Consider the following 26,095-nt stretch of genomic DNA (forward strand, 5'->3'; position numbering starts at 1 on the left):
TACTGATATAAAAAGGGTGCTTCCAAGGTGATTGGAAGCGCCCTTTTTATGTTTTTTAAAAGTTAGAACATAACGTTCACACCAGCACCAATTGAAGAGATGTAATCGTCAGAAGCTAAAGGCATATATTGGTATTCAAGATTGAAGCTTACAGAAGGAAACAGTTTCATTACCGTACCGACTGCAACGTAAGGCTTAGTTGATACCGCCTCTTGCTTTAATGTTTGATTGCCTTCTTTATATTGATATTCAACATTGGTGTGGTTTAAACCAAACTTCCCATAAAAAGAACCATAATAAGACATAGGGAAATACATTTTAGCGGCAATAGTAGCGCCTGTAGCTGATGCTTTATCACCATTGATTGCGATATCATTGATTGATGCTGTCATGTAGTAACTTAGATCCATCGCAAGCATTGGTGCGAAATGATAGTTATAACCCACTTGAGTCATTAAAGCGCTACCATGGGAACCGTCAATTTTTAGGTTTGCAAGACTTGGCTGAATATAGATTTGGTGTAAAGTGTCTGTTGCTTGCGCTGATGCAGTTGCCCCTAGCAACAAAAGTGGTAGTAACCTTTTCATTATAAACTCGTCTATTTAACCGAATGTGCGATTTTATTGTGAATGAGACAATGTTGTAAAGAGGAATTAAAGAAGAAATGACATTAACTATTTGGTTTTCATTATTTTTGGTTTCATTGCTGGGAGCTATGTCTCCAGGACCAAGCTTAGCTACGGTAGCGAAACATACTTTATCCGGTAAGCGAATTAATGGTATAGCAGCCGCTTGGGCGCATTCAATCGGTATAGGCTGTTACGCTTTTATTACCGTTATTGGCTTAGCGGTAGTGTTGCAGCAATCACCAATGCTATTCAAAGGCATAAGCTATTTAGGTGCTGCTTATTTGGCTTATTTAGGTCTAGGCGCTCTGCGTTCCACGGGTGGAATTGCTGCAAGGCTTGAATCTGGACAACAAGTCACAATTATTGAGTCAGCAAAAGAAGGGCTACTTATCTCTCTTCTAAACCCTAAAATTGCATTGTTCTTTTTAGCCTTGTTCAGTCAATTTGTTGCTGTTGGTAATGACCCGTTAGATAAAGCGATCATTGTCATTACGCCTATTATAATTGATGGCTTGTGGTATACCATTATTAGTTGTTTATTGTCTGCCCCTAAGATCGTTGATAAGCTTCGATCTCAAGCAAAATGGATTGATCGCCTCTCAGGTCTTGTGCTTATTCTTCTTGCTGTTCGAGTGGTATTTTCTGCGTAGTCAGTTACTCTAACATCTTTATTTTGCTTAATCTAAAAGAGGAAGTGGGCTTAAAAGAAGAGTTCACTTTTTTATCCAATAGTTTTGGCTTAGTATGAACATTCTCAAACGTATAGCATGGTAATTTTATACGTAAAGTCTTCTATTTTTGTTATTAAAACATAAGGTTTCTCATGACATTTCAAGCTGCAATTTTCGATATGGATGGACTACTATTAGACACTGAACGAGTGTGTATGGGGATCTTTAAAGAGGCATGTGAAGCTCAAAATGTCCCATTTATTGAAGAGCTGTATCTTTCTATTATTGGCTGCAATGCAAAGCGTATTGAACAACTGTTTCGCGAAGGTTATGGACCAAGTGTTGACTACCCAGCATTAAATCAAGAGTGGCGAGTGCGTTATACTGCTGTAGTTAAGCATCAAGCTATCCCAGTAAAAGAAGGGGTGATTGAGCTACTAGAGTGGCTAAAAGCAAATGAAATCCCAATGGCCGTTGCGACATCCACACAGCATGATATTGCGATTAAAAAATTGGAATTAGCAGGTCTTGATGGTTACTTTGATGTACTAGCAACAGGCTGTGAAGTTGAACATGGTAAACCGCACCCTGAGATCTACTTCTTAGCGGCAGAGCGTTTGGGTATTGCTGCCGATGCTTGTCTTGCGTTTGAAGACTCTAATAACGGAACACACGCCGCAGTAGCCGCAAATATGATCACCTATCAAATTCCAGATTTAGTAGAGCCAAGTGCAGAGGTGATTAAATTTGGTCATCAAATCCTACCTTCTATGATTGATGTGTTGGTTGATTTAAAAAACCGCAAAGCCTAACTTGTTTTGAACTCAATAATGTAGAAATAAAAGAAAGGCGGATCACTATGTAGTGTCCGCCTTTTTTGTTTAACGTGTATTAGTAGATAAAGTCAGAATTAAGGTAATAGAGTTTCTAGTTTAGGTTGAAGTACTTTAATCCAAGCCGAGTAAGCATTAGCGTTTAAATGCAGATCATCGCAGGTAAAGTCATTCGATAAGAAGCAATTAGGACTCAGGATCTTATTAATATTCAAATAATCAATATTATGCTGCTGACAATAAGACTCTAAACGAGAGTTTAACTCTGTCACTTTTGGGTTTAAATGAGCGAGTCTGTGACCACAATATAAAGTGCTTTGAACCAATATAGGGCAGTCATTCTTTTGCCAATAAGTTAGCATTGCGATGTAATTATCAAAAACAGAATCAACAGCAAAACCTTGAGATAAATCGTTGATCCCTGCCATGATTGAAATGAGTTTAGGTTTAACGGCTAGTGTCGTTTCTATTCGACGTAGCATGCCAAGCGTAGTGTCACCAGCAATTCCTCGGTTTACGTGCGGAATGTAAGTAAAAACATCTTGCCATGGTCCCCATTCCGTAATTGAGTCACCAAATAGAACCACATCCACTTCCGGCGTAAATGTCTGATGTGAATCGACTAAATGAATATAACGGCTCATGCTATGTTCTCGTTGAGCTATATCTATTTCTTTGCAAAGAAACTTAACTTGTTGGGTTGGATCTTCGATGGCATCCAGTTTTGGCAATAATCCATCAATCTGAGAAACAAGAGCGCTGAGTTTGATAGAGAGCTGTAACTCTTCTTTTAAAGCATGTAGTTCATTGATTAATGTATACACTGAGATCGATTGAAATTGATGAAACAGATTATATAAATCGATAGCTTGATTATTAAGTAAATAGGTTCTTAGTTGTGCTTTCATTATTCATTCATCTTCTATAATTTTTCAAATGTATGTTCAATCTCATCAAGCATCCACTCCATGACATTCCCCGTTCCACTGTCACGGCGCTTTACTACTCCTATCTCAATCTGTAATGCATCAGGAACATGAAAAGCCGAAAGTCGGATAGTTTGATCTCGATACCAGTCTGATTCTAATACATGCTCAGGTACTAAAGCCCAACCAACATTGCGGATCACCAAGGCTGTAATGTAGTAATAACTGTCTATATACCAATGGTTGGCAGAAATGGCCTTTTCATGTGAATGACCAACACGGTCACGAATTACAAGTTGACGATGTTGATTTAAGTCTACTAGCGTCGGTTTTCTTATTTTAGCCAATGGGTGTTTTGGAGATACGATAAGTGCCTGATTAAAAAAACCTAGCGAAAGATATTCTAAAGAATCAGATAAGGTATTTACGCGAAATAGAAAACCAAGATCTGCTTTTTTATCATTGACCCATTCCGCAATATCAGCCTGAGAGCCATTAATGATCGTCAGTTTTAATAATGGAAATTTGATCGATAATTTTTGAAAGAAATCTTCAAATACATCAATAGGCACTGCTTCATCGAGTGCAACCGTTAATGCTATCTCTTCACCTGTCGCAACGGTATCAGCTCTGGCTTGTAGGCGTTCACATTGCTCAAGAATTGCCTGAGCCTCAATAAACATGTCTTCGCCATCTTGTGTTAAAACCGGTAAGCGGGCACTTCTATCAAAGAGATCAAACCCAAGATCTGCCTCTAGATTGGCAATTGCGGTACTAATTCGCGATTGCGCCTTCCCCATTTTGCGTGCCGCAGCAGAAAATGACCCACATTTTACGGAAGTAACAAAGGCATTGAGTTGATCTAAAGTCCAATTCATTTTTTCTCACCTTTTTGTAAACGTATATGGCGGTTAGAGCAATTTGCTGAAGGCTTAGGGTTCACTGTTCGTTTTTCAGACAGTAAATGACGGATAGCTAAAATGGGATGTTTTAATAGCATTCGTGGACCAGAAAAGCGCATCACTAATCTCATCTGTTCTTTAGGTTCAGGCTTGTAGCAGTGGATAGGGCAGGTATTGCAAGTGGGTTTGTTTTCACCGTAAGGGCAGCGATCTAAGCGAACTTCAGCATAATCCATTAAGCTTTGGCATTCTTCACATAGTGATTGAGAGTGATGGTTTTTTTTACAATAAATCTCAATCATTGCTGATACGGTTTTGAACTCAGTATTGAGTTTACCAAGTAGAATATGACTGCTTTTCATCTATTGCCCACGCTTTAAAACATCGTAATAGAGCCAGTATAAAGGGGAAATGATATTGGGTGAAGTGTTCACTTTTTCATAAATGAATTATGGCTTAGTATTTCCTTATCCCCCAAAGCATATTGCTCCTAAGTGTATGCGCCAAAAGCCATTTAGTTTCGTGCTAAGTGGCTTTTTCTTTGACTCTATAAAAAAGGGGCTAAGTAAATCACAATCTCACAAAAAAAACGGAAAGTATCAAAATTAATTGATATTAACTTGTATTTGATACTTTATGGTAATTTAATGGTGAGTGAATCAATAATAATGGTCCTGTACTTACTTAGAACACTCTATAAAAAAGTGAAGGAAATTATTATGAACAAAGCATTATTAGTATTACTTACTCTTGCCTCATTCTCTAGCCAAGCTTTTGAAGTATCAAGTACTGATATCCATGAAGGTCAACTGATGAATAGCAAATTTACCTTTTCAGGCATGGGTTGTACTGGTGACAACATCTCTCCACAACTAACCTGGAAAGATGCGCCAGAAGGAACAAAGAGTTTTGCTATTACTGTGTTTGATCCAGATGCACCTACAGGTAGCGGTTGGTGGCACTGGTTAGCGCTTAACATTCCTGCAAGCGCAAGTAGTGTTGAACAAGGTTCGGCAATGAAAAATACATTACAAACGAAAAATGACTTTGGCACTATGAGCTATGGTGGCGCTTGTCCTCCTGCTGGCGATGGCATGCACAGATATCAATATACAGTGTGGGCATTACCACAAGAGAAAATCGATTTACCTGCCGATATTTCACCTGCGGTAGTTGGTTATACTCTAAATAGCATGGCATTAGACAAAGCTGTATTAACAGCGACATACGTGCGCTAATATGAATTTAAATTGGTAAAATAGGGGGATAAAATGGATAAAGTAATGTTGAATGAACCGGTATTTAGAGTGCAAACTTACTCTGGTCAGAGTGATCAACATTTACGTAATGTTCATATTTATGCCCCTAGTATTATTTGGGTTAAATCTGGCGTAAAAACCGTATTTCAAGAGTCTGAACAATTTGATATCGATTCACACTCTTGGCTGCTTACGTCAACTAACCAAGGCCTAAATTTTATTAATAAGCCTTCTTCTATGGATAACTTTTATTCTGTTCAGATATGTTTTTTTCTAACTCCGCCTAGAGAGATGCTAGAAGAAAGTCAAAGTAACGAAAGCACTCGCTTACATACTCATGCAATCACGATGTCCCCATTACTAGCTTATGGATTCACATTGTTAAGTGATACGAATACTCAAAAGTTAAGCTTTCAAACACAGCAATTTCATTTGTTGGCTTTATATCAGCAATTAGCAGAATTGGGTGTGCTGCATGTTTTATTCTCACCAACGTTTGCTTCTTTTCAAAATGAACTGAGTGTGTATTTTGCTAAAGATCCAGCAGAAGCGTATCAATTAAAAACCGTATGCGATGATTTCTCGATAAGCCGAGCAACGCTGATCCGTCGATTACAGAGAGATGGCACCAATTTTAGAACAGTGTTATCGAATGTTCGAATGAGTCACGCATTAGGATTAATGCAAGAAAAGAAACAAAGCCAGTTAGATTTAGCACTGCAGTGTGGTTATCAATCGGAAAGTCGATTCAGTCAGCGTTTTCATCAGCAGTTTGGTATGACTCCTAAACAGTATATGAAGACAATATCGTATTAAATATATAAAAAAAACAAAAATAAAAGTATTTTAGTTAGATGTAAAATTCTGATTTAAAAGTTTTTTATTCTTTTTTAGATTTACTCCGCGTTGTTCCTTTCTATTCATAGTTATTCCTTTTATGTTTAATCAAGTATCGCTTAATCTGATTTCGTGCTCAGGGAGCGATGCATTTATTTTTTAGTCAAATTTCAAGCAAGGATGCTAATAGATAAAGTAGCCATTCTTTATAGGTGGTTATTTGAAATGATAAAGCAAGGTACAAATATGAACATGAAAACAACTCTATTTTCTCTTTTTACAGTAGGCTTAGTTGTCGCAGGTAATGTAAATGCAGCGACAACTTCAGGTTACTTTATGGGAGCTAGTGTAGGAGCTAACTTATCTGGAGGTGTAGAAGGACAAGGTTATACCGCAGATCTTGAAAGTACAAAAATTATGGGGATCAATGGCGGTTTAATTTTAGAAAATGTTCACAGAATAACATTGGCTTATCAACACCAAGATTTGAAATTTAAAGACTTCGATGAGAAAACAGGGCTGAGCACTGTAAAAGCTAAATATGATTACATGTTTTCTTTAGCTAATAACCTTAGCTGGACTGTTGGTGGTCAATTAGGTAATGAAATGTATGACGAGAAACTGAATCAGGAGCTCAATGGTATGATTTATGGGGCACAAACTGGCTTGGATTATCGTTTAGGTAACTGGAGTGCAGGTGCAGAGGTAGAGTATGTATTGCATAATGCAGAAGGTCTCGGCCAAACTATAGCTAATCAAGCAAATTTTATGACTAATGTAGCTTATCATTTTTAATTTAACTTAAATCATGTTTAGCAAATGCCTAGTATTTGCTAAACATAGTCATTTCCTTTTACTTGGTAAAGAAGTGTCGTATGTAGTGGTCAAGTAAAACTGGCCACCGTTTTATATTCTAACCAATATTGTTGCTCTGCAAGGTTCGGCGGTAATCCATCATTATGCTGATGAGGCCTGATATTACTGAAGTAACCAATTATATACTTGGTTATTGAATGTTTTGCTTCAGCAAAACTTTTATATCCATTCTTAGGAATCCATTCACTTTTTAAACTTCTAAAGAACCTTTCCATTGTACTATTATCCCAGCAATTACCACGACGACTCATGCGTTGAGTTATTTGATATTGCCATAATTTTTGCCTGAACTTTAAGCTTGTATAGTGGCAGCCTTGGATGCTTTTTTAAGAATTAAGTGGTTATTTGCATACTGTTGATCAGGGTGTTTCTATTTTTTACATAATCTTTTGAACGTTGATCTGTTCTAAGCCTTCCAACCGTTTTTTGTTCAATTAATTCAGGAGCAAGCGTGTCAACGATAGAGGAAATCATCGTACCTAAATTTGTAATCTCGCCATGCAGCTCAAGGTATCGACGAGCTAATGATTTAAATATGATTCGATATGCGCTAGAAATGTTTTATAGGCAGTTAAATCAAGCCTTGTTGATGCGAGAGTGCGATTTAATATTCTTTAGGTGATTTAAAATAGAGTTGTTTATATTCTAGGGTTTCTCCCAAATCAATAATCACTATTTCTTTATTATAATAAATTATTTTTATTTTTGGAGAGTGATTTTTTTTAACTCGGTATAATAAATTTGTATATGGCGCTGCTTTTTCAATGTTATTGATTTTTGTTTCTTGTATGGGTATCAATTTTGAATCGAGTTTGTATTCCCCATTTTTAAATGTAGAAAAACTGCCAGTATTGCGAAATACTGCCATACCTTCAATACCATCACCTTCAATATAAATTTCTGCTGCAAATGATCCATTTTCAATAATGTTTTTTGTTAGCACATGCCAAGAGCCATTTTCTTTCGTTTTTTCATATAATTCAGAAATATAGTATCCTGAAGGTGCTATGAAATAGTGGTGGTAAAGAATAGAACCAAAAAAAATAATGTTTGAAAATACAAATAAAGTGAGAGATCTCATTATAATTTTTCTTCTTTAATAAATTGCTTCAATGTGTCGATAACGGTGTCTTTATCTACAGTAAAACTTTTAGCTGTTTTTTGATTATTATTAAATACTGAAATTAAATAACGATGTTGTGTCTCTTCAATAAAATAAGTACAGTCACAGTTTAAATTATTTAAAAGTTGCTTTAATTCAACTGGCACAATTTGATTTTTAGGTGTTATATACTGATATTGATAATTATTATTCATTTCATCTGAAATTTGATAATCCTCATTAAGATAGGGCGCTGTTGTTATAGGAAAAACATTTAAAAAATTAAGTGCAGATAATGATAATAAAATGACTGAAAGGCTTACTAAACCTAAGCGAGAATAGCGCAGTAATAATTTTTTTTGTCGGCTTACTATTGTAGATGATTTTTTATTTTCTTGTTGGTTATTGTTGTTAGGTGTAAGGGATGATGCTGTTTGCGTAAGGAGCGTAATGTCTGAAACTAATTTATAACCGATGCGGGGAACCGTGACAATGATTTCATTATTATTGTCAAAAATCGTTGTAAAAGCTTGGCGTAATTTTGCCATTGATTTTGTTAAGGAGGAATCAGTCACTACAGTGTGAGGCCATGCATAGGCTTTTAACTGCTCTTTTGTTACTACTTCATTAGCATGTGTACTTAGTAGTTCTAGTAATTTAGCTTCAGTAAAAGTAAGTAAATACGTTTTATCATTAAGAATTAATCTTCCTCGCGTTACACAAAATGTGGCACCATTGATTAGATAGCTATCAGACATGAAAAATAAACCATTACTTATACGAAGAAAGGTAGAGAATAATTAGCTTTTTTCTACGGTGGAACCAAGAATTGTAGCATTTAATGAATGGTATTTACAATTAAATGATAAAGTAATGTTGAGTGAGCAATTTGATATTGATGCACACTCTTGGTTGCTTACGTCAGCCAACCAAGGCTTAAACTTTATTCATAAAACGACAGAGGTTAATTTTTATTCTGTTCAGATCTGCTTTTTTTTAGCGCCACCTGATGAGATGCTAGAAGAAAGTCAAAGTAACGAAAGTATTCGCTTACATACTTATGCGGTCACTGTATCGTCATTGTTAGCTTATGGATTTACATTCTTAACCGATACGAATACCCAAAAGCTAAGTTCTAAAACACTGCAATTTCACTTGTTGGCTTTATATCAGCAATTGGCAGAATTGGGTGTGCTGCATGCGTTATTCTCCCCAACGTTCACTTCTTTTCAAAATGAGTTGAGTGCGTACTTTTCTAAAGATCCAGCCGAACCTTATCATCTAGAAACGGTATTATCGAATGTTCGAATGACTCATGCTCTGTCTTTAATGCAAGAGAAACGCCAAACCCAGTTAGACTTGGCGTTGCAGTGTGGTTATCAATCAGAAAGCCGTTTTAGTCAGCGTTTCCATCAGCAGTTTGGGATGACGCCAAAGCAGTATATGAAGACGGTGGCTTATTGATGTTTTTGCAATTTAATAATTACATACTTTGAGTTATTGAGAGCGGTGAAAATATACTATGTGTAATTATTAAAATAGATCTTTGTCATGTTATTTTATTAATAGTATAAAATACCTAAAATAGAAAATATTTATAACATCTGATTGTTTCCTTACTTACCCCTCCCTCCCGCTATTAGTGTATATATCAATCTCCCTCTCAATTGTTGTGAAATTGTTTGTTTAATGATGTATTTTGGTGTTAATTTCATTGTTTTTTATGGCTAATTACATGAATTAATCACATAAAATATGACATATCGTATTGCATTAAATTTAAGATATAGTATTCTGCATCTCGCTGGTGGAACAGCATGTTCTAAAATTAATAATGATTGATGAGTGAATAATGATGAAAAAGACAGTATTAGCAATGGTTTTAGCTGCAACAATGGTATCTGGTTGTTCAATGATTGGTGGTTCTGAAACTACATCATATGCAGATCTTCGAGCTGAAGGTGATGCGTTATATGCAGAGTCAAAACCAGCAGTAAGAGATGACGAAGGAAAGATAATTGAAGAAGGTTACCAAGTATCTGATGTAGCTCAATTAGAAGCTATTCGTTTACTTGTTAATTCAGCATTTTTATCAGCGAAACCAGCTTATGAGCGTTACACGGATGAACTTCTTGCTACACCAGAACTAGGTAATTATTTTTCTGCAGTAGAAGCAAAAGATACTGAGGAAGAAAAACGTGCGGTATATGACTCTTTAAGTGATGAAATGAAAGTAAAAGTTGACGATTTTAATAAGTCATCAGTGAGTGATGAGATTATGTCTGGCCTAAAAGATGCCGCATTGGTTGCTCTAGAAAATTCAGCAGTATTCTTAAAAGCAGATACAACTGCAATGTTATCTGATGTTGATTTCTCAAAACTGATGGATGAAAAAGATGCAGTTTCTTTAACTGCTGAACAGGTTATTTATCTGGATAAGACTGTAGTTTCTGCATATGAAAACTACAAAATCATTTCTGCTTTTAGCTCAGCACAATAATTTCAATTAAAAACTTATTAAAGCCGGTGATTATTTACCGGCTTTTTTTTGAGAGGATAAAATGAAAAAGATCTCATATTTATTAGTCGTATCTTTATTTTTGGTTGGCTGCCAATCAACTAGTTTAAAAGTAAATTCTGAAGCTGATATTGAATCAAATTCTCAAATAGAGAAAGTCAGTAGAGACGCTTTATTCGAAAGTGAAAATATTGAATTACCAAGCAATTACGATGTAAAAGCATTTAATAAAATGAGTATTGCAGCGTACGTAGATCATGTGCGTTTTGAAAAGGATGCCAAAACAACACAAATTGACAATGGGATCATTGCTAAATTATTAGAGAATGAGCTGGCAAGAACTAAGCGTTATGAAGTATTAACTCGTAATTGTGATGCTTGTGACTATGAAGTTGCTTTTCAAGCTGAAAATACCGTTGAAGAAGGATCTATTCAACGTGGAGAACAATTAAATCCTGAATATGTGTTTGAGACTTCAATTGCATTGGGAACTGTGATTAAAAAAATGAGTGATCACAATGAGATTATCTTTAGAAGTTTAGTGACAACAAAAGTCGTTGACCCAACATCGGGTAAAATAATCCATTCGTTCGAACCAATTCGTCACAATATGCCAGCTAAACGATTTTTTGCTATGGAAGGTAAATTTTTAGGGGGGTTTGATTACCGAAATCATAATGAGCTTCAAGAAGCCTACAAAGAAGCTGCTCAAAAAGCAATTCAAGTATTAGTTAATAGAACAATGGATTACTACCCAGTTGGTGGTCGTGTCACAAACTTTAGAAATGGACGTTTTGCTATTGATGCCGGTATCGATCAAGGTTTTGCGACTAAGCAGCCAGTAGTTTTATTTTTAAGTGATGATGGTTTAGATATACCAATCGCCTCTGGTGAAGTAACACCAAAGACCAATGGTGGCTCAGGTGTTATGTTTATTTGGAAAGAAGATGACCTTGATGCTGATGATGTGAAAAAGAAGCTAGAAGCGATGGGTAAAGATTACCTTAAGCGCAATAAAATCTATGCAGTATCAGTAGGTACGCCAGAAGACTGGAAACTATAATAATGCTTAAACTACTACGTACTATTTATGCAGGTATTTTAATCACTGCAACAATAAATTTATTTACTATTGGCTCCTTATCTGCGGAACCAATGGATGATGTTTTCTCTATGTTAGAAGATGGAGGCGGAACTCGCACGGGTAAAAATAAAATTGATGGTTATTACGTAGTAGCTATGGGTACATCAAGTCGTTCAAATGAAAATAAAGGCCTTGAAGAAGCCAGAATGGAGGCATTACGTCAATTATCTGAAATGATCAATGGCGTAACCATGAGCGGTAATACTAGTGCTTCAATGAAATATATTACAGTATCAGATGAAAATGGCACTCAAGAGTTTTCTCGAGAAAGTTTCGTTGATGTCGTTAATACTAGTTTCAAAGGTCAACTTTCTGCGGCTAAACAATTGAAATCAGGTAAATACGATGGTGACTATTTTGTTGCAATTGTCATTACACAAACTGATCTTAAACAGGCAGCATCACTTCGCTCAACCGCTAATTCTGGTAATAGTCATTCAGGCAATACAATTATCATTGCCACTGATGCAAGTAATCAATCTATTGCTCAAGTCAAACAAGGTGCTAAAACCGTAGAATCTAAAGGTTTAGCATCAATGAAGGTTGGTGAAACAGAGGCTCGTAAAAAAGCATTAAATGATGCTATTCACAACGCTGTTCAACAAGCACAGGGCGTTATGATGCAGGGCAAGTCTGGCAAATTTAATGATGCAATTGCTGTTGCAATATCAACAAAAACAGAAGGCTATGTAAGTAGCTATGAAATGCTTGATGAAGATATTTCTCGTGGTCAATATTACGTGATTATTGAAGCAATTGTTGATGCAGGTAAATTATTAAATGATGTTAATTTTTATACTCAAGTACTAGGGCAACCTGTTTTTTCTATTAATTCTGAAAATGATAAGAAGTCAGATTGGGTGATTGATGAACTTGAGCTCCTTGGATTTACAATTAATGATGGTAAGAAAAAAGCAACGCATACTTTCTATTTAAAGCAAAGACAATCACATGTAGAAGACCATAAAGGGTCTAAAGGTATTGAAACGGTGCTGAGTATTGTCCTTAAAGATAATAACTCTGGAGACATATTATTTACGATAAATAATGACCCGATGAAAACCCGTATTTATGTTCAGCCAGTATCAAGAGCTAAACAAGTTTCAGAACATGTTGCTTATAAGCAAATGAAGAAAAAAATGGGTGTTGAAGTAATTCAATCTTTAGCACGTCATGCAGAAAAAGGCATTGTTTATCAAATTGTGTTAAAGAACGCGAAACGCACAGACGTTGATATTTTTAAACATGTTTTAAATAACGGCACAAGTGGAAATGTTGAGACCTGGAAATGGGATAAAAAACATAAAACGATGACATTAGATTACCGTTTTTCAGGACCATTAAGTGAAGCTTTTGACCAAAGCCTGAAAGAAATATATTCCACATTTAAAAAAGAAGGCAAAGGCCGTAGACCACATATGAAAAAAGTGGAACGTGATGCTGCATACTTTGACATGGTGAGAAGCTAATGAGGCATGTTTTACTATTGTTTTCATTGCTAGTTTCTTATTCATCATACGCAAATACCGTTTATGATGTTTATGAATCTAAATTTAGTGAAAAAGAAACCGGTGTTTATGATGATGAGCAATGGGTATTCTTTGTCATTAAACAAGAATGTCTAACCCAAAAGAAATATGCAGGAACTCAAGAATCAAAAGAAGCAGAGAAAACATTTTATAAACAGTTAGTGAATGAAATTGCAAAACGAAACGTATCATTTTCGAATGATATTTCAGGGATCTCTGAGCCATTAAGGACTGATGTTAAAAATGTAATTTCAGCTAATTATAATGTGGCAGCAAATATACCGCATCAACTCGTTTTTGATAGAAATTCAAAGCTTTCCCCGTGTACACAAGAGTATGTTGTAACGGTTAAAGCTGATTTATTTAAAAATAACGGTATTAAAATTCCTAATGATGAAGTTGAAAATATAGTGATAAAACTATTGGTTAACGCTTTATCTGCAGGGGACTATTCGACGTTATCAATATATTTACACAACTTAGATCTGAGTAAGTTAGCTGCTATATATGAAGTGCTAGTACTTGAAGATGTACTAGCCATAAATCTTAGAACAGCAGACCGTAATCAAGTTTGCACTCAAGCATATTGCCGATTAGCAAATAAGCCATTTTCGAAATTTGATATTAATCATGTTGTATCTACATCATTGTTAAATCAAGGCTTTGTAAAGTTTGAGAATAAAAACCCAAGTAATAAGTTAGCAGAGCACTTATATGAAAAAGCATCTGTTAATTTTAATCATGGTAAGAATCCAGAAGAAATTATTAATGACTTAACTCTAGCTGTTAATTTAGACCCGAATAATAGTAAATACTGGAAAATGTTAGCGAATATATATCGAGCTCTAGGAAAAAATAAAGAGGCGTATGCTGCTACAGTTCAATATGTTTTGCAAAATCCAAACGATGCAGAAACTTGGGTCTATTTTTATTTAGCAGAGAAAAAAATACATTCAGAATCATCTGAAGATCTTAATTATTGGTTAAATCTTTTAAAAAATCATGTTCAATTTTCGTCATGGGCGAAGAAACAAATAGGTAATTAAAATGAAAAAAATTCTAACACCTTTGGCTATTGTAATTAGTTTAGCATTATCAAGTAATGTAATAGCTGAGGACTTTATTCCTAAAGCTGACTCCCCTGCGTTAGAAGCGGTATCAGCAATGGTAGAAGAACCCTTTGTTCAAGCTGAAATTAATGAGGAAACCTACGTTTCAGCAGAGCAGCAAATTTTAGATGAATTAAATAAAAAAGGCTGGAGTCAAGGTTGGGATGCTAAGAAAAAGCGTCTGTTTGTTGTCAACACAGAGATGTTTGACTCTGAAGATCCGACTTATGATGATTCATTTATTACTAAACGCTCTCAATACGCAATGATGGCAACTATGGGCGCAAAAGCGAAAATGGTTGAATTCATGCGTACCCAAATGAGTGCAGTTGACCAGCTAACTGCTCCCGGCACTGACGTTCACGCTGAATTGAATGCACAATATGTAAAATTAAATAAAAAAGTAGAAGCCCAACAGCGAACATTAGAGAAATTATTAGCAGAAGTTAATGCAACTGAAGCAGAAAAATTAAAAGGTGTTACTTGGCAAGATCGCCGTGATGCTTATATAGACGCATTAATTAAAAAAATTGATGAATCATACAGCGCAGGAAAGCTTGAAGAAAAAAAAGTTAAGAAGTATCAAAAGGCAAAGCAGCGTTATGTTGAAGCACAGACAGAAATGTCTGAGATCATGAAACAAGCTAGCGCAATTAAAGGCAAGACAAAACTAGAATCATCAAGTCGTGTTGAAACTTTGGCAAAAGCACCAATCATGGGGGCATCTGTATTACTTCAAGCTGAATCTTGGAATTCTGAGGAAGAAAAGTATGAAGTATCTACATTGATGGTTTGGAGTCCTAAATTAGAGCAAGCAGCTAAAGCAATTGTTACTGGCGAGGCGGTTACGTTAAAACCTAAAAAAGCATTAACTGTACAGGATTGGCTGAAATCACAGGAAGCAGCAACGCTAGTAGGCCCTAGACAGTACGTTGATAAAAATGGGGATCGTTGGTTTATTGGTGCGTATTCAATGCCTGTTGAAGGTTCATCTTCATTAGTTCGTAAAAATAAAGGAATTGCAGACTTGATGGCTAAAAAAGAGGCTGCGATGGCATTATATGCTGATGTCGAAACTCAAAAGCAAGCTGAAATAGCGATGCAAACTCGTTCTGGTGACTTGAAAGGAAAAGATCATACCGCGATAGCAACAAGTTTTGCAGAAACAACGCGCCAATCAATAGAAAACCGTCAAGTAAATGGTTTATCACCCCTATTTACAAAAACAGTCTTACATCCAATATCTCAACAAAAGATTTATGTTGTAGCTTATGGTATTTCTTCAAGTAGTGCTTCAGAAGCATTAAAGATGGAGTATTCCGCTTATCAAGCCGCAAGTAGCGTAAATAAAAGTAATAAAGTAAGCCAAGCTGTTCATAAAACTTTAGAAACGCAACTTAAAACGTCAAAAACATCATCTGTATCGGTTAATGATGTAGAGCAAGAAATAGAAAATGTATCTAATTCGACGAGCAGTTCTGCATCTTACTCGACTTCATCAAGTAAGCTTAAATCTAATAGTAGTTCGTTGTTGAATGCACCAACAATTGATGAAGATGATTTTTAATCAAACAAATCATAAATTAAAACAGGAAGTGACCACTCCCTAAAATTAAATAACCAAGAGATATTACAATGAAAAAGATCTTAGCTTTATCGGTAGTAGCAATGGCTTTGGTTGGTTGCCAGTCAACACAACAAGAAAGCAAGCCAGTAGTAGAGAAATCTCCTGCATATTTAGAGTGTAATTTTGGTGGGGAATATTATGAAGTAGCAGCTCCAAAATGGAAATGTGAGCCAAATACTAACCGCGAAATGTATGCAAAACAGGCGTCTGGTTCAAGTGCAAATAAATCAGGTGGAGTAGCTCATCAGCGTCAGTTAGCTATTTTAGATGCAAATAGAACACTTGCTGGTCAGTTTAAGACGGATGTAATTGCTACGATTAAATCATCGAGCGGAACGTTAGGTATTGATGGCGCAGCTGGTGGTGCTGGTGCAACTAAAGATGTTTCAGAAGCATTAGTTAATTTCGAACTAAAAGGAACTGAAATCATTCGTACGATGACAGGTCCAAATGGTCATGTTTATGTTCATGTAGGTATGCCACGTGCCGTGTTACAACAGAATATTGATTTAGCGCTTGAGGTTGTACAAGAGAAAGCACCAAACGCCTTACCAACTAATGTAACGCCTGCACAAAATAAGCAGTTATCTGACGATATCGCTAAAGCACTAGAAGGTATGTAATCCAATGACTACGGCTAAATTTGTAAAATCACTTGTAATCGGTTTAAGTTGTTTTTCGAGCTTAGCCGTAGTGCATGCGTCTGATTCTGTTGATGCTTTTGAAAAGAAGAAAGCGAGTATGCTTTCTTCTTTTGAAAGCTCTAAAAAAGAGAATATAGATAAATTTGAACAGTCTAAGACTGCTTATTTATCTGCTTTTAATAAAGCAAAAGAAAAACTAAGTAAAACATGGGATATTCCAGAACTGACGAATAAATCAAAGTGGGTTCAATATTCTAATAATGATCAAGTAAAACGTTCTGTGGATTTTGAAACCGGCAGTGTTGTGGTTGAGGTTGTTGGTAATGATCTTTCAGAGGAACAAATAAATAAAATCATTAAAGGCCAAGTTTCTGAGCTAGAAAATCAAACAACAACAAATGCCTATACTAAAGATAGTGTATTAGCAGCGACAAAAATCAAACCTAATAAAATAGAATCAAAAGCGAAAGTGCTACCAGATGTTAGCTCTAAAGAATTGTTGATGGCACAAAAAAAGTCGAGTTACACGCAGAAAAATGGGTTGAAAGTAACTCGTGTTAGCATGGCCGTACCGCAGAATAAAGTCGCTAAGCGAGCTATGATTTATTTGGCACATGTGAGTAAAACGTCGGATAAGTGGGGGGTTGAACCTGAATTAATCCTTGCGATTATGCATACTGAAAGTCATTTCAACCCAATGGCGCAGTCTCATATTCCTGCTTATGGTTTAATGCAAGTTGTCCCGACATCTGCGGGTAGAGATGTAACTAAGATTTATTTAGGGAAAGAGCAATTACTTTCCCCTGAAATACTATTCAATCCAGAATTAAATATTGATATAGGTACTGCTTATCTAAATATTTTGGACACTCGTTATTTAAAACGAGTTGATAATAAACAGTCACGGTTGTATTTGTCTATTATCTCATATAATGGTGGAATTGGTGCAGCAGCAAAAGTAATTAATGGTAACCGAAATTCAAAATTATCATCATTAGCGGTTAATGCAAACAAACTAACCCCTGATGAGATTTATCATAAATTGTCTAAAGGCCATCCTGCGGAAGAAGCACGAGATTACTTAAAGAAAGTAAATGATAAACGAGAGTATTACGCTAAAGTGCTGAATGCAGGCAGTATGTAAAATGAGAATTGCATTTATTCTTTTAGGTTTATTACCTAGTCTAGTTATCGCTGCACCATCTTGGTACGATAATCCAGAACTTAATTCTAACCAATATATAGGTTCGGGTTTAGGTGAAAGTATTGGGTTAGCAAAACAAGAGGCAATAAAACAGATCTCATTTACTCTTTCTTCTACTATATCTAACAGTCTAAATGAAACAATAAAAACTGTGGGTAATAGTGGAACAATGGAAACAAAATCATCCACGAAAATGGTAAATAAATCAATTTTATTACCTAAAATCACATGGAAACACTTAGAAGCAGAACATGGTATTTACTACGCTCAAGGCAGTGTGGATAAAACTGAAGTTATTAGGTTGTATGAAAATACGCTTCGGTCTCAATCAAAACGATTTGACTATTTATTAAGCGAAAAGGAAATTGATCTATCAGATTATCTAGCTATAACCCAATCATCTGAAGCTTTGCAAACACACCTCATTCAGTCGACAACTATAATGTCAGAATCTGAAATTGCTAAAAATGAATACAATAAGGTAATGAGTATTCTAGATAAGCACAATGCGTTTAAAAACAGTATGTGTATGACGGTAACATATAAAGGGCATTCTTCTTTTGAAAGAAAAATGCTACAACCATCGATTGAAAGTGCGATTCAGAACTCTGGTTTAAAGCTAAAATCAGAGTCTTCATGTGAATTAGTCACTTTCAATTCAAATAGTGCAACAAGTAAAAATAATGGGATCCGAACTGAAAGTGTAAAAATACACATTAGTTTGGGAAGCCCTGCTATTGCATCAAAAGTAATATCAGTTATTGGTAGTAGTTCGGGTTCAAAAAAAGCAGCTATGAGTGATGTTTCGAGTAAATTTGCATCTTATTTTGATCAAGGTAATAATTTAGTACACTACCTTCTAAGTTCAAATTTACCTGAGTTAACTATAAAATAATGCCAGTAATTATAGGGTTGGTGACTCTTTTCTTTCTTTTGTTGATTCAGAGGCAAGTTGAGTTATATACAACAGCAAAACTTACACGATTAGGTTATCCAAAACTTAGGTTTGTTACTGCATTTATTGGTGTACCTGCCCATGAGATATCACATGCCATTGCATGTTTGATATTCGGGCATAAAATAAATGAAATTAAGCTATTACAGTTTAATGGTACATCTACATTGGGTTATGTTAACCATAGTTACTCTAAAAGGAATGTTTATCATAGAATAGGCAATTTATTCATTGGGCTAGCACCAATCTATATAGGCTTAACATTGTGCGTTTTATTTACTAACTTGCTATTTTCAGAAATAGATATCACCTCATTCAACAGGCCTATTTATAATGAATTACAGGAAGTCACAAGGTTTACAGATATTATAGGGTTATTCATCACTAATCTGTTTTCTAGTGTAGATTTACACGTAATATTATTCACAGAAAGTAATGCCAAATATTTTATTTGGTTGTTTGTTATATCATCTATTATTACGCACATGATACCTTCTTCATCAGATTTTGAAGGTGTTAAAGATGGATTGCTATTTTTAGTATTATTAATTTCATTGTTATTGTTTACTCTTGGTATATCAGCAATCAGTTCAGTGTTATTACCCATCATTTTGAATATGGTTTCAGTTTTCTTATCATTTTATGTAGTGATTATTCTTACAAGTATCATTTTGATTTGTACTGCCAAATTATTGAGCTCAATTTTATAGAGCTTTTTAAATTATTAATTAGAGGTTTTGTCATGTTTAAAATTTTTGCATTTATATTTATCTGTGTCGGTATCTATCTTGGAATGAACTATTCAGATGAAATTGAAAGTGTTATGGATACTGATGCTTTTGAACAAGTTCAAGACAAGATAGAAGATGGCAAAGACCTAATTATTGATAAGCTTGAAGAAGCTAAGAATTAATTAAATAACACGGTTTTTGAGTAGATTGGTGGCGCTCGCAACGAACATAATAATAAAAAACAGCGAGCACCTAGGCTCGCTGTTTTTATTTTCAATCATGAATAAATAGGGAGCTACTTAGCCAATTTTGTCAGCACACTCATTAACAATTTAATACGTGGTTCGATTGATTCAAGTAATAAGTACTCATCAGCACTGTGGAAGCCTGCACCGATAGGACCTAAACCATCTAACGTTGGAACGCCTAAGATTGCCGTGTTGTTAGCATCAGAGCCGCCGCCCACTTCTTGCCAGTTAATGCTGATTTCAAGCTCTTGTGCTGATTCTTCAACCATCGCCATTAATGCTTCAGTTTGTACTGATGGCACCATTGATGGTTTGTATGCTTCACGCTCTACCTTGATAGAAACACCATCAACAAACGGCGTTTGAGTCATACCATTTAATGTAGTATCAACTTGGTCGTATTCTGCGTTATCCCAGAAACGAACATCAATCACAGCGGTTGCTGAATCAGGAACGATGTTAGCGCCAGCACCACCAGCAACAACACCTACGTTCAGTGTCGTACCTGACTCAAAGTTCGTCATTGCATTAGCGGCTAAGATCCAGTTTGCCATTTCAGTGATTGCACTGCGGCCATTTTCTGGTTCATTACCTGCGTGAGCTGCTTTACCACTGAAGGTTACTTTGTAATTAGCCATGCCTTTACGTGCTTTAACTAAACCACCATTAGCGCGAGCCGCTTCTGCAACTAATACATTTTTCGCTTTTTTAGCTGTTTCTTGGAGCCAATCAACTGAATCTAGCGATCCTGTCTCTTCATCTGGGTTCATACATACACAGATAGACAGTTTATCTAATACTGCTTGGTCTAGATTACGCAGTGCATAAACTACGTTTAATAGGCCAGATTTCATATCAGATACGCCTGGTCCATACGCTTTTTCAGCATCCAAAGACATTGGGCGCTCTGCCGCTGTGCCAACAGGGAAAACCGTATCCATGTGGCCAATTATCATTACATCGATATGATCAGCGTCAGGCGTATTGCGAACTTCAAGACCAACGCCCGCTTTTCCACAATCTACACGTTTAACAGACCAACCGTTCATCGCTTCGTATTTAGCTGCCATTTTGCTTGCAATAAATTCGATACCCTCAAGCGTGTAAGTACCGCAATCCACATCAATCAGTGGACGGAGTTCTTCTAGATAATCGTTTAGAGAAAAATTCATCTTAAATCCTTATAGAATCATGTTCATAACAAACATTGCACCGAATGCGTTTAATACCGAGATTGCAATCATAACAGGAAGGTAACGACCTTCAGTGCCGATAGGACCCATGATACGGCCCATGTATTGTACTTGTGAACCCATTAGGTAAATCGCAGGAGCAAGAATCGCAATGTGAGTACCGTTAAGAATACCTTGGTCAAACAGAGTGATAACCACACCAACCGCGCCGCCCATTGACATCCAAGCACCAATTAATACTGCTGCTGCTTCACCAGGAAGACCAAAGATAGCCATGATTGGAGAAAAGATAGAGCCCATTAAATCAAGTGCACCCGTAATTTGAAGAGCCTTGATAATTACAAACGCCATTAGTACGTTAGGAACGGTTGAAGTAGTGGCAATAACCCAGCCTTTTTTAGCGCCTTCAACGAAGATGTCTGTCACCATTGGTTTTTTTGCTTTAACGTCGCTCATTATGCTGTCTCCTCAGTCATTTTCTTGTCTTGTTTGTCATCGTCTTGGCCTTCTTTACCTTCAGTAATATTTAAGTAAATACGGAATAAGTTTGCGCCAACAAATTTGAAAGCAAACATAACAACAACAGCCAGGCCGATAGAAGAAGGAACCGCTAAAGAACCATCAGGATTCGTTAATGTAAATAGCACCGCACCAGACGAGAAGAAGTTTACAATTGCTGCACCAGCAGTAAATTGGAACATAGTGAAGATATCAGTTTCGCGCTTAGTTAAATGCTTTTCGTCTTTTAATTGACGAGTCATCGCCGCACCCGCATCAGTACTTTGCAATGATGCGATTAAAGCTAAACCAGAGTTACCAGGAATACCCATTAAAGGACGTAGAAGAGGTGTAAGCAGTTTACGAGCTGCGTTAAGTGCACCGTAATGCTCAAGAACGTTGATCATACCTAATGCAAACATAACGGTAGGAATAAGAGTTAATGCAAAGATGAAACCGTCACGAGCACCGCTACCGCCTTTACCACGGAAAGAAGTTGTTGCCGCTTGAACGCCATCTACAGTTTCAGTAACAGAATAAGCGACACTACCAAAAGAACCATTTAGTGTAGTGAAGTCGAGTACGCCGTACCATTCATTAGATTGCATTAAGCCAGAAAAAAATACAACAGCGAAGGCGAGAGCCACGTAGCTGCCAATACCGACTTTAGAATCTTTGTCAGTCGATTGAGTCATAATTACCTCGTTTTAAAGTTAAGATTAGAAATTGTAAGTGGTTAACTATTTAGTGGTATTGTGCGTTAATCTGGCTTATAGGACTTGATACGTATCAATAACTATTTCTAAAAGTAATATTCTGTATATGAAGATTATTATTTTGTGATCTATCTGAAATTGTAGAGTTTTCTGTTGATTTGTTGTTTAAAATCATATTTTGTTATTTTTGGTAGAGGGTTGTTTAATAAATCTTTTTTTTCAAGATAGTCTTGTTCATCTTCTGTTCAGAAATGAGCTGATAGAGTGAGACTTCATTTATAAGAGCGAGTAAAAATATGAAACAGTTATTTGTAACTATAGTTGCTTTGTTTGTTGGCTTTTTTGTTCTTGTTTCAAGTCTGTTTTTTGCTGTTGGATTGAGTATTGTTGGCTTTATTATGTCAAAAAGACAAAGCAAGAAAATGGATTGTTCGGAAGGAAAAAAATCAAGAATAATTGAAGGTGAATATTCAGATTTGACGAATTATTAATCAATCAAGATAAGTTGGTTAAGATAAAGTGAATCAAGTTCGAGGAAATGGAGCAATAGGGATGAAATTCTCGCTTACCTATGGGATATTTACCGCTGATTTAAGAAAGCAGCGCTAAATAGAAGAGGTAGACGTGGATAGACTGTTATTAGTCATAGATTTTTTATTAACACACAAAATGATTTTTAGTGTGTTAATTATTAGCTTTATCTTTTTATTACGCCATTATGCCGTTAAACGGATCAGAGGAGATATTCCTTTTTTAACCGAAGATCAGCGAAAGTGGATCTCACGAACAAAGAATGGTTCATTCACCTTTATTGTTATTATTCTATTTATTCTTTGGCAATCAGAGATTAATGAATTTGCTTTATCAGTTACGGCGATCGCTGTGGCACTAGTGGTGGCTTCTAAAGAGATTATTCTTTGTTTTACTGGTTCAATTCAACGTGCTAGTTCGCGTTCATTTCGAATTGGTGATTGGATAGAAGTCGGTACATTGTGTGGTGAGGTTATCGAACACAATATGATGGCAACCGTTATTCAAGAAATCGATTTACACCATGGTCAATACGATTACACCGGAAAAACCGCCACTCTTCCCAATAGTATGTTTTTTACTTACCCAGTAAAAAACCTCAATTTCATGAAGCGCTATGTCTATCATAACTTTTCTATCTGTGTGAGAGAGTTTGATAATCTGTATCCAATGATCCCTGAGTTATTACAAAAAATTGATGTGCATTGTGAAGATTTTATCGAAGTGGCTAAGAGATATAATGGTGTGATTGAGAAACACGCTGGCGTAGATTTGCCAGGGGCAGATCCTCATATCCATATATCTACAACCTCAATGGGCGATCAAAAAGTGCATTATATGGTTTTCTGCCCGACAGAAAAAGCATCACATTTAGAGCAGTTAATTCGACAAGACTTTATGGAAATGTATCACGAACGCTTTCCTAAAGAAGTAGATAAAGGTTCGATATAGAATATGATTTACTGTATTTTACATTGTAGGAAAGTACAAGCTATACAATATATGATTTAATAATTTATATTAGTACATAGGGTCAATTGCTCCTGTCAATATAGCTTTTGAAACACTTTGACAGCGATTTGTTGTATCAAGTTTTGTCTGTGAATTAGCTAAATGAAACGTTACTGTACGTTCAGCACAACCTAGTATTTTTGATATTTCCCAAGAACTTTTCCCTTCACATGCCCACGCTAAGCATTCTTTTTCTCTTTTGGTTAAATCTTTATTAGTATTATTTTTATTAATTCGGTGAAAGCTATCTAATAAGATTGGAATTATAGTTGGGATGTGTATACAGGCAGTATGAAAAGCGTGATTAACGTTTTTTTCTTTACTTGAATGAGCAAAGCTAATTACACCAAAACTTCCGTTTATAGAATGAATTGGGAAGCTAAATCCTGAATGTAATCCTGATGTTTGAGCTTCTTGAATAACATTAGGTTTATTTAATTTATGCTCTTTTTTTTCAAGTTCATTCCAATGGATAGGAGAGTGATTTGAAAAACAATAATCTACAACAGGGTCATGTTTAATTAAGTTGGTTTTGTCATAATGATTACGCCAATTTTTTGGGTAATTATCAAATATCAGTATATCTGACTTTATCATTGATTTTTTAGAAATAATAGCAAATAGATAGTAATTACAATCGAGAATATCAGTAATATCATGTAAACATTGATTAAGGTGAGTGTTACTCTTTGAATTATTGATCTTGTCAATTACCATATTAATAGTATTGCATTGAATTAAGTTTCCCATTTTTTATCTCTAGCTGACTATCATTGTTAATTAAATTATATATAGCAGAAAAATAAATTTCACGTTTATTTATTATGTGTACCGTGATCTAGATCACGATTTGATTTTTACCTGTAATATAGCGCAGGTTTAATGCAGGTGTAGATTTGCTATTTTTTAAACCCTAAGTAATTAAATAATGTAGTTACATATTTAAAATATAGGAAAATAATGAATAAGCATATACCCATAATTATTTCAGGTGTAATTCAAGATAAACCAGATCAACCTGAAAGAGAGGTGTTATTTAACCATAACAAAGTATATCTTTCTATTCTTGATCACGATAGTGTTGATTTAATTATTAAAAATAGAAGTAAAAATACATTAAAATTAAATGAAATTATTAATTTTTTATATACAGTAGGACAACGATGGAAAAGTGAAGAATATAACCGTCGACGCACTTATATTAGAGATTTGGTGAAATTTCTTGGTTATTCGGAAGAAATGGCTAAGTTAGAAGCAAATTGGATAGCAATGTTACTATGCTCTAAAAGTGCCTTATATGATATTGTTCAACATGATTTAGGCTCGTTGCACATTACTGATGAATGGTTGCCTCAAGGGGATTGTTATATCAAAGCACTGCCAAAAGGTAAATCTGTGCATTTGTTAGCAGGTAATGTCCCTTTGTCGGGGGTGACCTCTATTCTACGGGCTGTTCTAACTAAAAATGAATGCATTATTAAAACATCTGCGGCAGACCCTTTTACCGCAACGGCTTTGGTATCAAGTTTTATTGATGTAAATGCTGATCATCCAATTACACGTTCTATGTCGGTCATGTACTGGTCACACCGTGAAGATATGTCATTACCACAAAGAATAATGAATAATGCGGATGTTGTTATTGCTTGGGGTGGGGATGAGGCCATTAAATGGGCAGTAAAGCATTCTCCTCATCATATTGATATTTTGAAATTTGGGCCGAAGAAAAGTTTAACCATAATTGATGATCCTAAAGATCTAACCGCTGCCGCAATAGGGGCTGCGCATGATATTTGTTTTTATGACCAACAAGCATGTTTCTCAACACAAAATATTTATTACATAGGTAAGCAATTGGATTTGTTTATTAATGAGTTAGAAAAACAATTAAATTTTTACGCAGAAATATTACCGAAAGGCTTACAGAATTTTGATGAAAAAGCAGCTTTTACTTTAACTGAGAAAGAAAGCTTATTTTCTGGTTATCAAGTAAAGAAAGGGAAAAATCAAAATTGGCTACTGATTCAATCGCCTTTAGGTGCATTTGGTAATCAACCATTATCTCGCTCAGTATATATCCATCAAGTTTTTTGCCTTGAAGATATACTTCCTTTTATTAATAAAAACACAACTCAAACAGTATCAATTGCACCATGGGAGTCTTCATTTAAATATAGAGATGAGCTTGCTCAATACGGAGCGGAACGCATTATAGAGTCGGGTATGAATAATGTGTTTCGTGTTGGTGGCTCTCATGATGGAATGCGTCCACTTCAACGTCTTGTCAAATATGTATCTCAAGAAAGACCACACACTTATACAACAAAAGATGTAGCTATAAAAATAGAGCAAACTCGCTATTTAGAAGAAGACAAATTTTTAGTCTTTGTCCCGTAATAAAA

29 protein-coding genes and 2 pseudogenes are annotated in these 26,095 nt (G+C 35.6%); 19 read left to right on the top strand and 12 right to left on the bottom strand.

The features are described 5' to 3' along the window. Positions 1 to 62: 62 nt before the first annotated feature. Complete coding sequence (locus F8B77_RS03375; protein WP_151653723.1) at positions 63 to 587, bottom strand: outer membrane beta-barrel protein; 525 nt, start codon at positions 585 to 587, stop codon at positions 63 to 65. 77 nt (positions 588 to 664) lie between these two features. Here F8B77_RS03375 and F8B77_RS03380 point away from each other — a divergent pair, with 77 nt between their 5' ends. Together F8B77_RS03380 and F8B77_RS03385 are read left to right on the top strand one after the other, a co-directional pair. Further along, positions 665 to 1,279 (top strand): LysE family translocator, encoded by a 615-nt coding sequence (locus F8B77_RS03380; protein ID WP_151653726.1) that lies wholly within the window; start codon positions 665 to 667, stop codon positions 1,277 to 1,279. 173 nt (positions 1,280 to 1,452) lie between these two features. Further along, positions 1,453 to 2,112, top strand: coding sequence for an HAD family hydrolase (locus F8B77_RS03385; RefSeq protein WP_151653728.1), 660 nt, complete (start codon positions 1,453 to 1,455; stop codon positions 2,110 to 2,112). Positions 2,113 to 2,210: 98 nt separating this feature from the next. On the opposite strand, the gene F8B77_RS03390 is transcribed toward F8B77_RS03385, so the two are convergent. Genes F8B77_RS03390 through F8B77_RS03400 form a run of 3 tightly spaced genes read right to left on the bottom strand, consistent with a single transcriptional unit; the run spans position 2,211 to position 4,323 of the window. Next, positions 2,211 to 3,041 carry an SGNH/GDSL hydrolase family protein gene (locus F8B77_RS03390; protein ID WP_151653730.1) on the bottom strand — a complete coding sequence of 277 codons (831 nt, stop codon included), beginning with the start codon at positions 3,039 to 3,041 and terminating at the stop codon, positions 2,211 to 2,213. A gap of 14 nt (positions 3,042 to 3,055) precedes the next feature. Continuing rightward, complete coding sequence (locus F8B77_RS03395) at positions 3,056 to 3,937, bottom strand: LysR family transcriptional regulator (RefSeq protein WP_151653732.1); 882 nt, start codon at positions 3,935 to 3,937, stop codon at positions 3,056 to 3,058. Next, positions 3,934 to 4,323 (bottom strand): nitrous oxide-stimulated promoter family protein, encoded by a 390-nt coding sequence (locus F8B77_RS03400; RefSeq protein ID WP_151653734.1) that lies wholly within the window; start codon positions 4,321 to 4,323, stop codon positions 3,934 to 3,936. The genes F8B77_RS03395 and F8B77_RS03400 overlap by 4 nt, the downstream gene beginning before the upstream one ends. A gap of 357 nt (positions 4,324 to 4,680) precedes the next feature. Between F8B77_RS03400 and F8B77_RS03405 the strand changes: the two genes are divergently transcribed. From F8B77_RS03405 to F8B77_RS03415, 3 genes are all read left to right on the top strand, one after another. Then, positions 4,681 to 5,199: a YbhB/YbcL family Raf kinase inhibitor-like protein gene (locus tag F8B77_RS03405; protein ID WP_151653736.1), complete on the top strand. Its 519-nt coding sequence runs from the start codon at positions 4,681 to 4,683 to the stop codon at positions 5,197 to 5,199. Between the two features lie 33 nt (positions 5,200 to 5,232). Beyond that, a complete protein-coding gene (locus tag F8B77_RS03410) occupies positions 5,233 to 6,036 on the top strand; it encodes a helix-turn-helix transcriptional regulator (RefSeq protein ID WP_244298187.1) in 804 nt (267 codons plus the stop codon). Between the two features lie 267 nt (positions 6,037 to 6,303). Beyond that, on the top strand, positions 6,304 to 6,852 hold the full coding sequence (locus F8B77_RS03415; RefSeq protein ID WP_151653738.1) for a hypothetical protein: 549 nt from the start codon (positions 6,304 to 6,306) through the stop codon (positions 6,850 to 6,852). A gap of 89 nt (positions 6,853 to 6,941) precedes the next feature. Here the strand turns inward: F8B77_RS03415 and F8B77_RS03420 are convergent. The 4 genes and pseudogenes from F8B77_RS03420 to F8B77_RS03430 all read right to left on the bottom strand — a co-directional run. Continuing rightward, positions 6,942 to 7,256, bottom strand: a pseudogene (locus F8B77_RS03420) (integrase core domain-containing protein); the annotation flags it as partial. An 88-nt stretch (positions 7,257 to 7,344) separates the two neighbouring features. Then, a pseudogene (locus F8B77_RS17925) lies at positions 7,345 to 7,541 on the bottom strand (IS110 family transposase); the annotation flags it as partial. Next, positions 7,538 to 8,014, bottom strand: coding sequence for a hypothetical protein (locus tag F8B77_RS03425; protein ID WP_151653740.1), 477 nt, complete (start codon positions 8,012 to 8,014; stop codon positions 7,538 to 7,540). The pseudogene F8B77_RS17925 and the gene F8B77_RS03425, both read right to left, overlap by 4 nt. Then, positions 8,014 to 8,793 (bottom strand): winged helix-turn-helix domain-containing protein, encoded by a 780-nt coding sequence (locus tag F8B77_RS03430; protein ID WP_151653742.1) that lies wholly within the window; start codon positions 8,791 to 8,793, stop codon positions 8,014 to 8,016. Before F8B77_RS03430 ends, F8B77_RS03425 begins: the two co-directional genes overlap by 1 nt. A gap of 58 nt (positions 8,794 to 8,851) precedes the next feature. Between F8B77_RS03430 and F8B77_RS03435 the strand changes: the two genes are divergently transcribed. The 11 genes from F8B77_RS03435 to F8B77_RS17480 all read left to right on the top strand — a co-directional run bounded on the left by F8B77_RS03435 (position 8,852) and on the right by F8B77_RS17480 (position 19,678). Then, on the top strand, positions 8,852 to 9,499 hold the full coding sequence (locus F8B77_RS03435; protein WP_244298188.1) for a helix-turn-helix domain-containing protein: 648 nt from the start codon (positions 8,852 to 8,854) through the stop codon (positions 9,497 to 9,499). A 388-nt stretch (positions 9,500 to 9,887) separates the two neighbouring features. After that, positions 9,888 to 10,535: a hypothetical protein gene (locus tag F8B77_RS03440; RefSeq protein ID WP_122032562.1), complete on the top strand. Its 648-nt coding sequence runs from the start codon at positions 9,888 to 9,890 to the stop codon at positions 10,533 to 10,535. A 61-nt stretch (positions 10,536 to 10,596) separates the two neighbouring features. Further along, complete coding sequence (locus F8B77_RS03445) at positions 10,597 to 11,616, top strand: penicillin-binding protein activator LpoB (RefSeq protein ID WP_208846063.1); 1,020 nt, start codon at positions 10,597 to 10,599, stop codon at positions 11,614 to 11,616. 2 nt (positions 11,617 to 11,618) lie between these two features. Beyond that, positions 11,619 to 13,166, top strand: a complete 1,548-nt coding sequence (locus F8B77_RS03450; RefSeq protein ID WP_151653744.1) for a hypothetical protein — start codon at positions 11,619 to 11,621, stop codon at positions 13,164 to 13,166. Further along, on the top strand, positions 13,166 to 14,272 hold the full coding sequence (locus F8B77_RS03455) for a tetratricopeptide repeat protein (RefSeq protein ID WP_151653746.1): 1,107 nt from the start codon (positions 13,166 to 13,168) through the stop codon (positions 14,270 to 14,272). Before F8B77_RS03450 ends, F8B77_RS03455 begins: the two co-directional genes overlap by 1 nt. A gap of 1 nt (position 14,273) precedes the next feature. After that, positions 14,274 to 15,902 (top strand): hypothetical protein, encoded by a 1,629-nt coding sequence (locus tag F8B77_RS03460; RefSeq protein WP_151653748.1) that lies wholly within the window; start codon positions 14,274 to 14,276, stop codon positions 15,900 to 15,902. A 68-nt stretch (positions 15,903 to 15,970) separates the two neighbouring features. After that, positions 15,971 to 16,585: an LPP20 family lipoprotein gene (locus F8B77_RS03465; protein ID WP_151653750.1), complete on the top strand. Its 615-nt coding sequence runs from the start codon at positions 15,971 to 15,973 to the stop codon at positions 16,583 to 16,585. Positions 16,586 to 16,589: 4 nt separating this feature from the next. Further along, on the top strand, positions 16,590 to 17,750 hold the full coding sequence (locus F8B77_RS03470; RefSeq protein WP_151653752.1) for a transglycosylase SLT domain-containing protein: 1,161 nt from the start codon (positions 16,590 to 16,592) through the stop codon (positions 17,748 to 17,750). 1 nt (position 17,751) lies between these two features. Beyond that, entirely contained in the window at positions 17,752 to 18,705 is a 954-nt protein-coding gene (locus F8B77_RS03475; protein ID WP_167512748.1) for an LPP20 family lipoprotein, read from the top strand. After that, complete coding sequence (locus tag F8B77_RS03480) at positions 18,705 to 19,475, top strand: hypothetical protein (protein ID WP_151653756.1); 771 nt, start codon at positions 18,705 to 18,707, stop codon at positions 19,473 to 19,475. Before F8B77_RS03475 ends, F8B77_RS03480 begins: the two co-directional genes overlap by 1 nt. Before the next feature lie 32 nt (positions 19,476 to 19,507). Continuing rightward, positions 19,508 to 19,678 carry a hypothetical protein gene (locus F8B77_RS17480; protein WP_167512749.1) on the top strand — a complete coding sequence of 57 codons (171 nt, stop codon included), beginning with the start codon at positions 19,508 to 19,510 and terminating at the stop codon, positions 19,676 to 19,678. 113 nt (positions 19,679 to 19,791) lie between these two features. Here F8B77_RS17480 and F8B77_RS03485 read toward each other — a convergent pair whose 3' ends face one another. Genes F8B77_RS03485 through F8B77_RS03495 form a run of 3 tightly spaced genes read right to left on the bottom strand, consistent with a single transcriptional unit; the run spans position 19,792 to position 22,130 of the window. Further along, positions 19,792 to 20,916 (bottom strand): M20 family metallopeptidase, encoded by a 1,125-nt coding sequence (locus tag F8B77_RS03485; protein ID WP_151653758.1) that lies wholly within the window; start codon positions 20,914 to 20,916, stop codon positions 19,792 to 19,794. A 9-nt stretch (positions 20,917 to 20,925) separates the two neighbouring features. After that, entirely contained in the window at positions 20,926 to 21,393 is a 468-nt protein-coding gene (locus F8B77_RS03490) for a YjiG family protein (protein ID WP_130043570.1), read from the bottom strand. Then, the gene (locus tag F8B77_RS03495) at positions 21,393 to 22,130 is read right to left on the bottom strand and encodes a nucleoside recognition domain-containing protein (RefSeq protein WP_130043571.1); all 738 of its coding nucleotides are present in this window, start codon (positions 22,128 to 22,130) and stop codon (positions 21,393 to 21,395) included. The genes F8B77_RS03490 and F8B77_RS03495 overlap by 1 nt, the downstream gene beginning before the upstream one ends. A 317-nt stretch (positions 22,131 to 22,447) precedes the next feature. Between F8B77_RS03495 and F8B77_RS03500 the strand changes: the two genes are divergently transcribed. Further along, positions 22,448 to 22,642, top strand: a complete 195-nt coding sequence (locus F8B77_RS03500; RefSeq protein WP_151653760.1) for a hypothetical protein — start codon at positions 22,448 to 22,450, stop codon at positions 22,640 to 22,642. 178 nt (positions 22,643 to 22,820) lie between these two features. Then, the gene (locus F8B77_RS03505) at positions 22,821 to 23,633 is read left to right on the top strand and encodes a mechanosensitive ion channel family protein (RefSeq protein ID WP_151654106.1); all 813 of its coding nucleotides are present in this window, start codon (positions 22,821 to 22,823) and stop codon (positions 23,631 to 23,633) included. Positions 23,634 to 23,702: 69 nt separating this feature from the next. Here F8B77_RS03505 and F8B77_RS03510 read toward each other — a convergent pair whose 3' ends face one another. After that, positions 23,703 to 24,443, bottom strand: a complete 741-nt coding sequence (locus F8B77_RS03510; RefSeq protein WP_151653762.1) for a LuxR family transcriptional regulator — start codon at positions 24,441 to 24,443, stop codon at positions 23,703 to 23,705. A gap of 210 nt (positions 24,444 to 24,653) precedes the next feature. Between F8B77_RS03510 and luxC the strand changes: the two genes are divergently transcribed. After that, positions 24,654 to 26,090, top strand: a complete 1,437-nt coding sequence (gene luxC, locus F8B77_RS03515; protein WP_151653764.1) for a long-chain-fatty-acyl-CoA reductase LuxC — start codon at positions 24,654 to 24,656, stop codon at positions 26,088 to 26,090. The last annotated feature ends 5 nt before the right edge of the window (positions 26,091 to 26,095 follow it).

Origin of the sequence: Aliivibrio finisterrensis (genome assembly GCF_008933155.1) — a bacterium.
In the GTDB taxonomy this organism is placed as follows: domain Bacteria; phylum Pseudomonadota; class Gammaproteobacteria; order Enterobacterales; family Vibrionaceae; genus Aliivibrio; species Aliivibrio finisterrensis.

Excerpts from the sequence above, each read along its gene's own strand:
- F8B77_RS03375 (WP_151653723.1), bottom strand. The coding sequence starts at position 587 with ATGAAAAGGTTACTACCACTTTTGTTGCTAGGGGCAACTGCATCAGCG.
- F8B77_RS03380 (WP_151653726.1), top strand. The coding sequence starts at position 665 with ATGACATTAACTATTTGGTTTTCATTATTTTTGGTTTCATTGCTGGGA.
- F8B77_RS03385 (WP_151653728.1), top strand. The coding sequence starts at position 1,453 with ATGACATTTCAAGCTGCAATTTTCGATATGGATGGACTACTATTAGAC.
- F8B77_RS03390 (WP_151653730.1), bottom strand. The coding sequence starts at position 3,041 with ATGAAAGCACAACTAAGAACCTATTTACTTAATAATCAAGCTATCGAT.
- F8B77_RS03395 (WP_151653732.1), bottom strand. The coding sequence starts at position 3,937 with ATGAATTGGACTTTAGATCAACTCAATGCCTTTGTTACTTCCGTAAAA.
- F8B77_RS03400 (WP_151653734.1), bottom strand. The coding sequence starts at position 4,323 with ATGAAAAGCAGTCATATTCTACTTGGTAAACTCAATACTGAGTTCAAA.
- F8B77_RS03405 (WP_151653736.1), top strand. The coding sequence starts at position 4,681 with ATGAACAAAGCATTATTAGTATTACTTACTCTTGCCTCATTCTCTAGC.
- F8B77_RS03410 (WP_244298187.1), top strand. The coding sequence starts at position 5,233 with ATGGATAAAGTAATGTTGAATGAACCGGTATTTAGAGTGCAAACTTAC.
- F8B77_RS03415 (WP_151653738.1), top strand. The coding sequence starts at position 6,304 with ATGAACATGAAAACAACTCTATTTTCTCTTTTTACAGTAGGCTTAGTT.
- F8B77_RS03425 (WP_151653740.1), bottom strand. The coding sequence starts at position 8,014 with ATGAGATCTCTCACTTTATTTGTATTTTCAAACATTATTTTTTTTGGT.
- F8B77_RS03430 (WP_151653742.1), bottom strand. The coding sequence starts at position 8,793 with ATGTCTGATAGCTATCTAATCAATGGTGCCACATTTTGTGTAACGCGA.
- F8B77_RS03440 (WP_122032562.1), top strand. The coding sequence starts at position 9,888 with ATGATGAAAAAGACAGTATTAGCAATGGTTTTAGCTGCAACAATGGTA.
- F8B77_RS03445 (WP_208846063.1), top strand. The coding sequence starts at position 10,597 with ATGAAAAAGATCTCATATTTATTAGTCGTATCTTTATTTTTGGTTGGC.
- F8B77_RS03450 (WP_151653744.1), top strand. The coding sequence starts at position 11,619 with ATGCTTAAACTACTACGTACTATTTATGCAGGTATTTTAATCACTGCA.
- F8B77_RS03455 (WP_151653746.1), top strand. The coding sequence starts at position 13,166 with ATGAGGCATGTTTTACTATTGTTTTCATTGCTAGTTTCTTATTCATCA.
- F8B77_RS03460 (WP_151653748.1), top strand. The coding sequence starts at position 14,274 with ATGAAAAAAATTCTAACACCTTTGGCTATTGTAATTAGTTTAGCATTA.
- F8B77_RS03465 (WP_151653750.1), top strand. The coding sequence starts at position 15,971 with ATGAAAAAGATCTTAGCTTTATCGGTAGTAGCAATGGCTTTGGTTGGT.
- F8B77_RS03470 (WP_151653752.1), top strand. The coding sequence starts at position 16,590 with ATGACTACGGCTAAATTTGTAAAATCACTTGTAATCGGTTTAAGTTGT.
- F8B77_RS03475 (WP_167512748.1), top strand. The coding sequence starts at position 17,752 with ATGAGAATTGCATTTATTCTTTTAGGTTTATTACCTAGTCTAGTTATC.
- F8B77_RS03480 (WP_151653756.1), top strand. The coding sequence starts at position 18,705 with ATGCCAGTAATTATAGGGTTGGTGACTCTTTTCTTTCTTTTGTTGATT.
- F8B77_RS17480 (WP_167512749.1), top strand. The coding sequence starts at position 19,508 with ATGTTTAAAATTTTTGCATTTATATTTATCTGTGTCGGTATCTATCTT.
- F8B77_RS03485 (WP_151653758.1), bottom strand. The coding sequence starts at position 20,916 with ATGAATTTTTCTCTAAACGATTATCTAGAAGAACTCCGTCCACTGATT.
- F8B77_RS03490 (WP_130043570.1), bottom strand. The coding sequence starts at position 21,393 with ATGAGCGACGTTAAAGCAAAAAAACCAATGGTGACAGACATCTTCGTT.
- F8B77_RS03495 (WP_130043571.1), bottom strand. The coding sequence starts at position 22,130 with ATGACTCAATCGACTGACAAAGATTCTAAAGTCGGTATTGGCAGCTAC.
- F8B77_RS03500 (WP_151653760.1), top strand. The coding sequence starts at position 22,448 with ATGAAACAGTTATTTGTAACTATAGTTGCTTTGTTTGTTGGCTTTTTT.
- F8B77_RS03505 (WP_151654106.1), top strand. The coding sequence starts at position 22,821 with ATGATTTTTAGTGTGTTAATTATTAGCTTTATCTTTTTATTACGCCAT.
- F8B77_RS03510 (WP_151653762.1), bottom strand. The coding sequence starts at position 24,443 with ATGGGAAACTTAATTCAATGCAATACTATTAATATGGTAATTGACAAG.
- luxC (WP_151653764.1), top strand. The coding sequence starts at position 24,654 with ATGAATAAGCATATACCCATAATTATTTCAGGTGTAATTCAAGATAAA.